The organism is Sandarakinorhabdus sp., from assembly GCF_031422795.1.
Lineage (GTDB): Bacteria > Pseudomonadota > Alphaproteobacteria > Sphingomonadales > Sphingomonadaceae > Sandarakinorhabdus.
This window is the reverse complement of the sequence record NZ_JANPML010000273.1, coordinates 1-5,678: the sequence shown is the minus strand read 5'-3', so window position 1 is coordinate 5,678 and position 5,678 is coordinate 1. Positions and strand designations below refer to the sequence as shown.

At 65.5% G+C, this 5,678-nt stretch carries 4 protein-coding genes, 1 other RNA gene and 1 pseudogene; all 6 read left to right on the top strand.

The genetic code is table 11. From position 1 onward, the window contains the following. Nucleotides 1-2,997: CusA/CzcA family heavy metal efflux RND transporter (locus RMO81_RS09855; protein ID WP_310475675.1), on the top strand; the 2,997-nt coding region annotated here is incomplete at its 5' end. Further along, nucleotides 2,990-3,337: a transfer-messenger RNA gene (ssrA, locus tag RMO81_RS09850) on the top strand. The genes RMO81_RS09855 and ssrA, both read left to right, overlap by 8 nt. Nucleotides 3,338-3,622: 285 nt before the next feature. Continuing rightward, nucleotides 3,623-4,111 (top strand): ClpXP protease specificity-enhancing factor SspB, encoded by a 489-nt coding sequence (locus RMO81_RS09845; RefSeq protein WP_310475674.1) that lies wholly within the window; start codon nt 3,623-3,625, stop codon nt 4,109-4,111. Between the two features lie 53 nt (nt 4,112-4,164). After that, nucleotides 4,165-4,770, top strand: coding sequence for a guanylate kinase (gene gmk / locus RMO81_RS09840; RefSeq protein WP_310475676.1), 606 nt, complete (start codon nt 4,165-4,167; stop codon nt 4,768-4,770). Further along, nucleotides 4,767-5,417: a DUF4893 domain-containing protein gene (locus RMO81_RS09835; protein ID WP_310475673.1), complete on the top strand. Its 651-nt coding sequence runs from the start codon at nt 4,767-4,769 to the stop codon at nt 5,415-5,417. Before gmk ends, RMO81_RS09835 begins: the two co-directional genes overlap by 4 nt. Then, nucleotides 5,417-5,678, top strand: a pseudogene (locus tag RMO81_RS09830) (sulfite exporter TauE/SafE family protein); the annotation flags it as partial. The gene RMO81_RS09835 and the pseudogene RMO81_RS09830, both read left to right, overlap by 1 nt.

Below are 5,678 nucleotides of genomic sequence, written 5' to 3'. Positions count from 1 at the left end.
GTGAACACCGCCGTGCCCGGCCTTGCTGCCGAGGAGATCGAGACGCGAGTGACGGTGCCGATCGAGCGGCTGATGGGCGGCCAGCCCGGCCTCAGCGGGTTCCGCTCGCTCACCCGTTCCGGCCTGTCGCAGGTCACGCTGTTGTATGAAGACGGCACCGATGTGATGCGCGCGCGGCAGGTGGTGACCGAACGGCTGGCCACCGCCATGGCGACGCTGCCAGCTGGATCGGCGCCGCAACTGGCCCCGATCACCACCGGGCTGGGCGAGATCCTGACATACTCGCTGGAATGGGATCACCCGCCCGATAGCGAGCCGCACCATCCGGGCCTGCAATCCGCCAGTTCACCCGACGAGCATCTGATGGCGCTGGCCGAAACCCAGGAATATGTCGTCATCCCCATGCTGCGCCAGGTGGCGGGCGTGGCCGAGGTCAACAGCATCGGCGGGCTGGAACGCCAATATGTGATCGAGCCTGATCTGCGCCGGCTGGCCGCCGCCGGGGTGACACCGGCCGAGCTGGCGGCGGCGGTGGCGGCTTATGCCGACAATGCCGGCGGCGGTGCGATTTCGCAAAACGGCCGCCGGTTGGTGGTGCGCACCGATGCCAGGGTGATGCAGCCCGAAGCCATCGGCGCGCTGCCGGTGAAGTTCGCCGGCGGGGTGCGACCGTTGACCGTGGCTGATCTCGCCACTGTGCGTGTTGGCCACATGCTGCGATCGGGGGCGGCCACCGTGAATGGCCAGCAGGCGGTGTTGGGCACGATCATGATGCTCACCGGCCAGAACAGCCACACGGTGGCGCGCCGGGTGGGCGAATATCTGCCCGATGTGCAGGCGGCGCTACCCAAGGGCATGGTCATCAAGGTGCGGTATGACCGCGCCGACATCGTGGAGCACACAATTGCCACCGTGCGCAGCAATCTTTCCGAAGGCGCGCTGCTGGTGGCATTCGTGCTGATCCTGGCGCTGGGCCAATGGCGCGCGGCGCTGATCGTGGCGGCGGTGATCCCGGTCGCCTTTCTGTTGGCCAGCATCGGCATGGCGCGGCTTGATGTCAGCGGCAATCTGATGAGCCTGGGCGCGCTCGACTTCGGCCTTGTCGTGGATGGCGCCATTGTTGCGGTGGAAAATGCCCTGCGCCGGCTGGGCGCGGAACAGGCGAAGCGAGGCCGCGATCTGGGGGAGGACGAGCGCCGCGCGATCATCGCCGAAGCCATGGGGCAGGTGGCGCGGCCGGTGGCGTTTGGCGTTGCCATCATCACGCTGGTTTATGTGCCGGTGCTGGCGCTGGGCGGTGTGGAAGGCAAATTGTTCCGGCCAATGGCGATCACGGTGATGCTGGCGCTGACAGCGGCGCTGCTGGTGAGTGTGACTTTGGTGCCGGCGCTGGCTGCGTGGTGGCTCAAGCCCAGCGCTGGCCATGGTTCGACCCGGCTGGTGGCGGCGCTGGAGGGCGTCTATCGCCCGGTGCTGACCGCCACGTTGGCGTGGCCGCTGCTGGCGCTGGTGCCGGCGCTGCTGGCGGTTGTGGCGGCCGGGTTGCTGTTCACCGGCCTTGGCACGCAGTTCACGCCGCGGCTGGACGAAGGGTCGATCACCACCATGATCTACAAGCCGGTGGACATGAGCCTTGAGCGCAGCCTGGAACTGGAAATCGCGCTGGAAAAATCGCTGCTGCAGAAATTCCCGCAGATCACCGCGGTGTTCTCGCGCATCGGCACGTCGGCGGTGGCGACCGATCCGATGCCGCCGAACGAGAATGATCTTTATGTCAGCTACAAGCCGCTGCGCGAATGGCCGGCTGATGGCCCGCAAAGCAAGTTGGCGCTGCAAGACGCCATCGAGGCCGAAGCCCGTCGCCAGTTTGCCGATCAGAGTTTCCTGCGCGGCCAGCCGATCGAGATGAAATTCAACGAGATGCTGGAAGGCACGCGCGCTGATCTGTCGGTCAAGATTTACGGTGACGACAATGACCGGCTCGAACAGTTGGGCACCAAAGTGCTGGCGGTACTGAAGCGGCTGCCCGGCACGGCGCAGGCCGAATATGAAGTGGATGGCCGCACGCCGAGCCTGGTGGTGAAGGTGGACACGCAAGCACTGGTGCGGTTGGGGCTGGGCGCAGACGAGGTCAACCGCGCCATCACGGCGGCGCTGGCCGGGCAGGAAGTGGGGGCGATCCTGGAAGGCATCCGCCGCCACGCCATCGTGGTGCGCCTGCCCGACGCGCAACGCGCCGATCTCGATATCATTCGCGCCTTGCCCTTGCGGGTCGGACAGGCCGGGCTGGTGCCGTTGGGCCGGGTTGCGACACTGGAGGAGGTGATGGCGGTGGAGCCGGTGCGCCGCGACAATGGCCAGAAGCGCGCGGCGTTGCTGGTCAACCTGTCGGGCAGCGATATCGAAGCCTATGTGGCGCAGGCAAAGCGAGAGATGGCCAAGGCCGTGCCACTGCCCGATGGCTATCGCATCGAATATGGCGGCCAGTTCAAGCAATTGCAGGAAGCCAAGGCGCGGCTGGCGGTGCTGGTGCCGGCGTGCCTGCTGCTCATCCTCGTGCTGGTCTATGGTGCGCTGGGTTCGTTCACCCAGGCGCTGATCGTGTTTGCCGGCATCCCGCTGGCGGTGACCGGCGGGGTGTTCGCCTTGGCGCTGCGGGGCATGCCGTTTTCGATCACGGCGGCGATCGGCTTCATCGCCTTGTCGGGCATTGCCATGCTCAACGGGCTGGTGATGGTCGATCACATCAATCATCTGCGCGGCGAGGGGCTGGAAACGGACGAGGCGGTGCGCACTGGCGCGATGGATCGATTGCGGCCGGTCATTTCCACCGCGTTGGTCGCCAGCATCGGCTTCCTGCCGATGGCGATCGCCACCGGGGCCGGCGCGGAGGTGCAGCGCCCGCTTGCCACCGTGGTGATCGGCGGTATCATCTCCTCAACCCTGCTCACCCTGCTGCTGCTGCCGGCGCTGTATCGGCGTTTCGTCAAGACTTGAGGAATCGCGCAGCTGCGCCTACATGGATGCTGCCGGCTTGCCGGATATGGCGATAAATGATGTCGTGAAATAGACGCAGCGGACCCGGGGGCAGTACCCGGCGGCTCCACCATATTTTCAACCCGTTGCCGGGGCGATGTATGGGGCCGAACCAGAATCGACGTGTGTTCAAAGACGATTTTTTTGCCCGGCCTGAATGAGCCGTAAAACCGTTCAAAACACCATAAATGCCAACGACAACGAGGCATTCGCAATCGCAGCGTAACCCGGTCCTCACGGACTGAGTTTCACTGGCCGAAAGCGCGGTACGGGCCACACCGGGCAACAGAAGTGGATTCCAGCGGCCTGAGGGAGGGCCGGGCAACAGAACCTCCCTCACCGATTTGCCAGAACACGGCCCTCCCGGAAAACCAGAACAACTTGGGGGGCCGGGCAACAGAACCCCCTCACCGATTTGCACAATCACGGCCCACCGACCCCCAGACGACTTCTGGGGGGCCGGGCAACAGAACCCGCTCACTTCTCAGCTTTGTGCGCTTGACCTTGGCCCCCCTTGACCTAGACCGCGCCTCGCGCCAATCGGTGGCAATACTCCAGCAGCATTTCCAGCCAAGGCTCAGCTCTCGTGAATGACACCACGCCCGACAGCCTGATCCCCTATGACGATATCGTCCAGGATGCCCTGCGCGGTGTGGTCAGCCGCGTGCTGCAACGCATATCCGATGAAGGCGGCCTGCCCGGCGGCCATCATTTCTACATCGCGTTTCGCACCCGCGCGCCCGGCGTTTCCATCCCCAAGCATCTGATGGACCGTTATCCCGATGAGATGACCGTCGTCATCCAGCACCGCTATTGGGATCTGATCGTGGCCGATGATCATTTCTCCATCGGCCTGTCGTTCAACCAGATGCCGGCCAGCCTGGTGATCCCCTATGATGCCATCGTGGGTTTCGTCGATCCGGCGGTGAATTTCGCGCTGCAGTTTGCACCCAAGGATGGCGAAGGCCCGCCGGACGAACCGCCGCCCGAACCGCCCGCACCCGAACCGCAAGGCGATGACAGTGAAGATGGCGGCAGCAATGTCGTCACCCTCGATCGGTTCCGTCGCAAGTGACACAGTTTGCCCGCACCGGCGCACCGGCGCGCAGCCCGCTGCGGCGCGGCTTGATGTTCGTGCTGTCTTCGCCCTCGGGCGCTGGCAAGACCACCTTGTCGCGCGCGCTGATGACCGAAGACCATGACATCACCTTGAGCGTTTCGGCCACCACCCGCCCGCCGCGTCCCGGCGAAGTGGACGGAGTCGATTATTATTTCGTCTCGGCCGACCAGTTCCAATCGATGGTGGCGGAAAACGCGCTGCTGGAATGGGCGTCCGTGTTTGGCCATCGTTATGGCACGCCGCGCAGCCCGGTGGAGTCTGCACTGGCTGATGGCCGCGACGTGCTGTTCGATATCGACTGGCAGGGCACGCAGCAGCTGCAGCAAACCGACGCTGCATCAGATCTGGTGCGCGTGTTCATCCTGCCGCCCGATCTGGCCGAGCTTGAACGCCGCCTGCGCAGCCGCAACACCGATCATCCCGATGTGATCGCCGGCCGCATGGCCCGCGCCCGCGACGAGATCAGCCATTGGGGCGAGTATGATTATATCCTCGTCAACGACGACGCCGAAACCTGCCTGAACGAGATCCGCGCGATCCTGAAGGCTGAACGCCTGCGCCGCAAACGCCAGTTGGGCCTGGCCGGGTTCGTGCGCGGCATGCTGGGCGAATGATGCGGGTTCTGGCTCTGCTGGCGCTGCTCGTGCTGGCGGGCTGCGGCAAGGATGATGAACTGCGCCCCTATGCGGTCGTGCGCCGCGCCGATGTGTGGCAGGCGGTGATCAGCGATCCTGATCGTGGCCGGTTGGCGCGGCTGGCCGACGCCTGGGAACAGGCGCGCACCGATATCACCGAAGCCGGGCGCGATGCCGATTTGGCGGCGCTGGGCCCAGTGGCCGCAGACCCGATGGCGGCGAACGGACCATCGGCAGCGCCGGTGTTTCCCGCCGCGGGCAACCATGAATGCCGCACCATCCTGCTCGGCTGGCGCCAGGGCACGCCGCACACCGCGCCGCCGGTGCAGGCCAGCGCCTGGGCGCCCTGCACGTTCACCGCCGACGGCATATTGCAGCGCTTTGAAACCGCGCCTGGGCCGCAGCAATATCTGGGCACGCTGTATCCGGATGTTGATCGGCTGATCTTCCTGGGCACGCTGCGGCTGGCCGGCGATATGGGCCGGCTGCGCTATGGCGAAGACCGCGACCGCGATCAGCTTGGCGTGCTGCAGGCTGTGGCACCGGGCCATTGGCGTATTGCCCTGCCGTGGCCGCACTGGACGGCGCGGCTGGTGCTGATCGAAATCCGCACTGCCGCAGCTTGATGGTTCCAGATGGACTCGCGGCGGCGCTGGCCGGGCAGGGCTGGGTCTTCTGGGCCGCTGCGCTGGCCGGTGTGATCATATTGGGCCTCGCCAAGGGCGGCTTTGCCGGGCTGGGCGTGCTGGGCCTGCCGATCATGACATTGGGCATGAACCCGGTGATGGGCGCGGCCATCCTGCTGCCGATCCTGCTGGTGCAGGACGTGTTTTCGGTGAATGCCTTTGGCGCCCATCGCAATGACGGCGTGCTCAGGCTGATGATTC

What these genes read in the sequence shown, in the direction of transcription:
- gmk (WP_310475676.1), top strand. Translation starts at nt 4,165, where the DNA reads ATGTTCGTGCTGTCTTCGCCCTCGGGCGCTGGCAAGACCACCTTGTCG.
- RMO81_RS09835 (WP_310475673.1), top strand. Translation starts at nt 4,767, where the DNA reads ATGATGCGGGTTCTGGCTCTGCTGGCGCTGCTCGTGCTGGCGGGCTGC.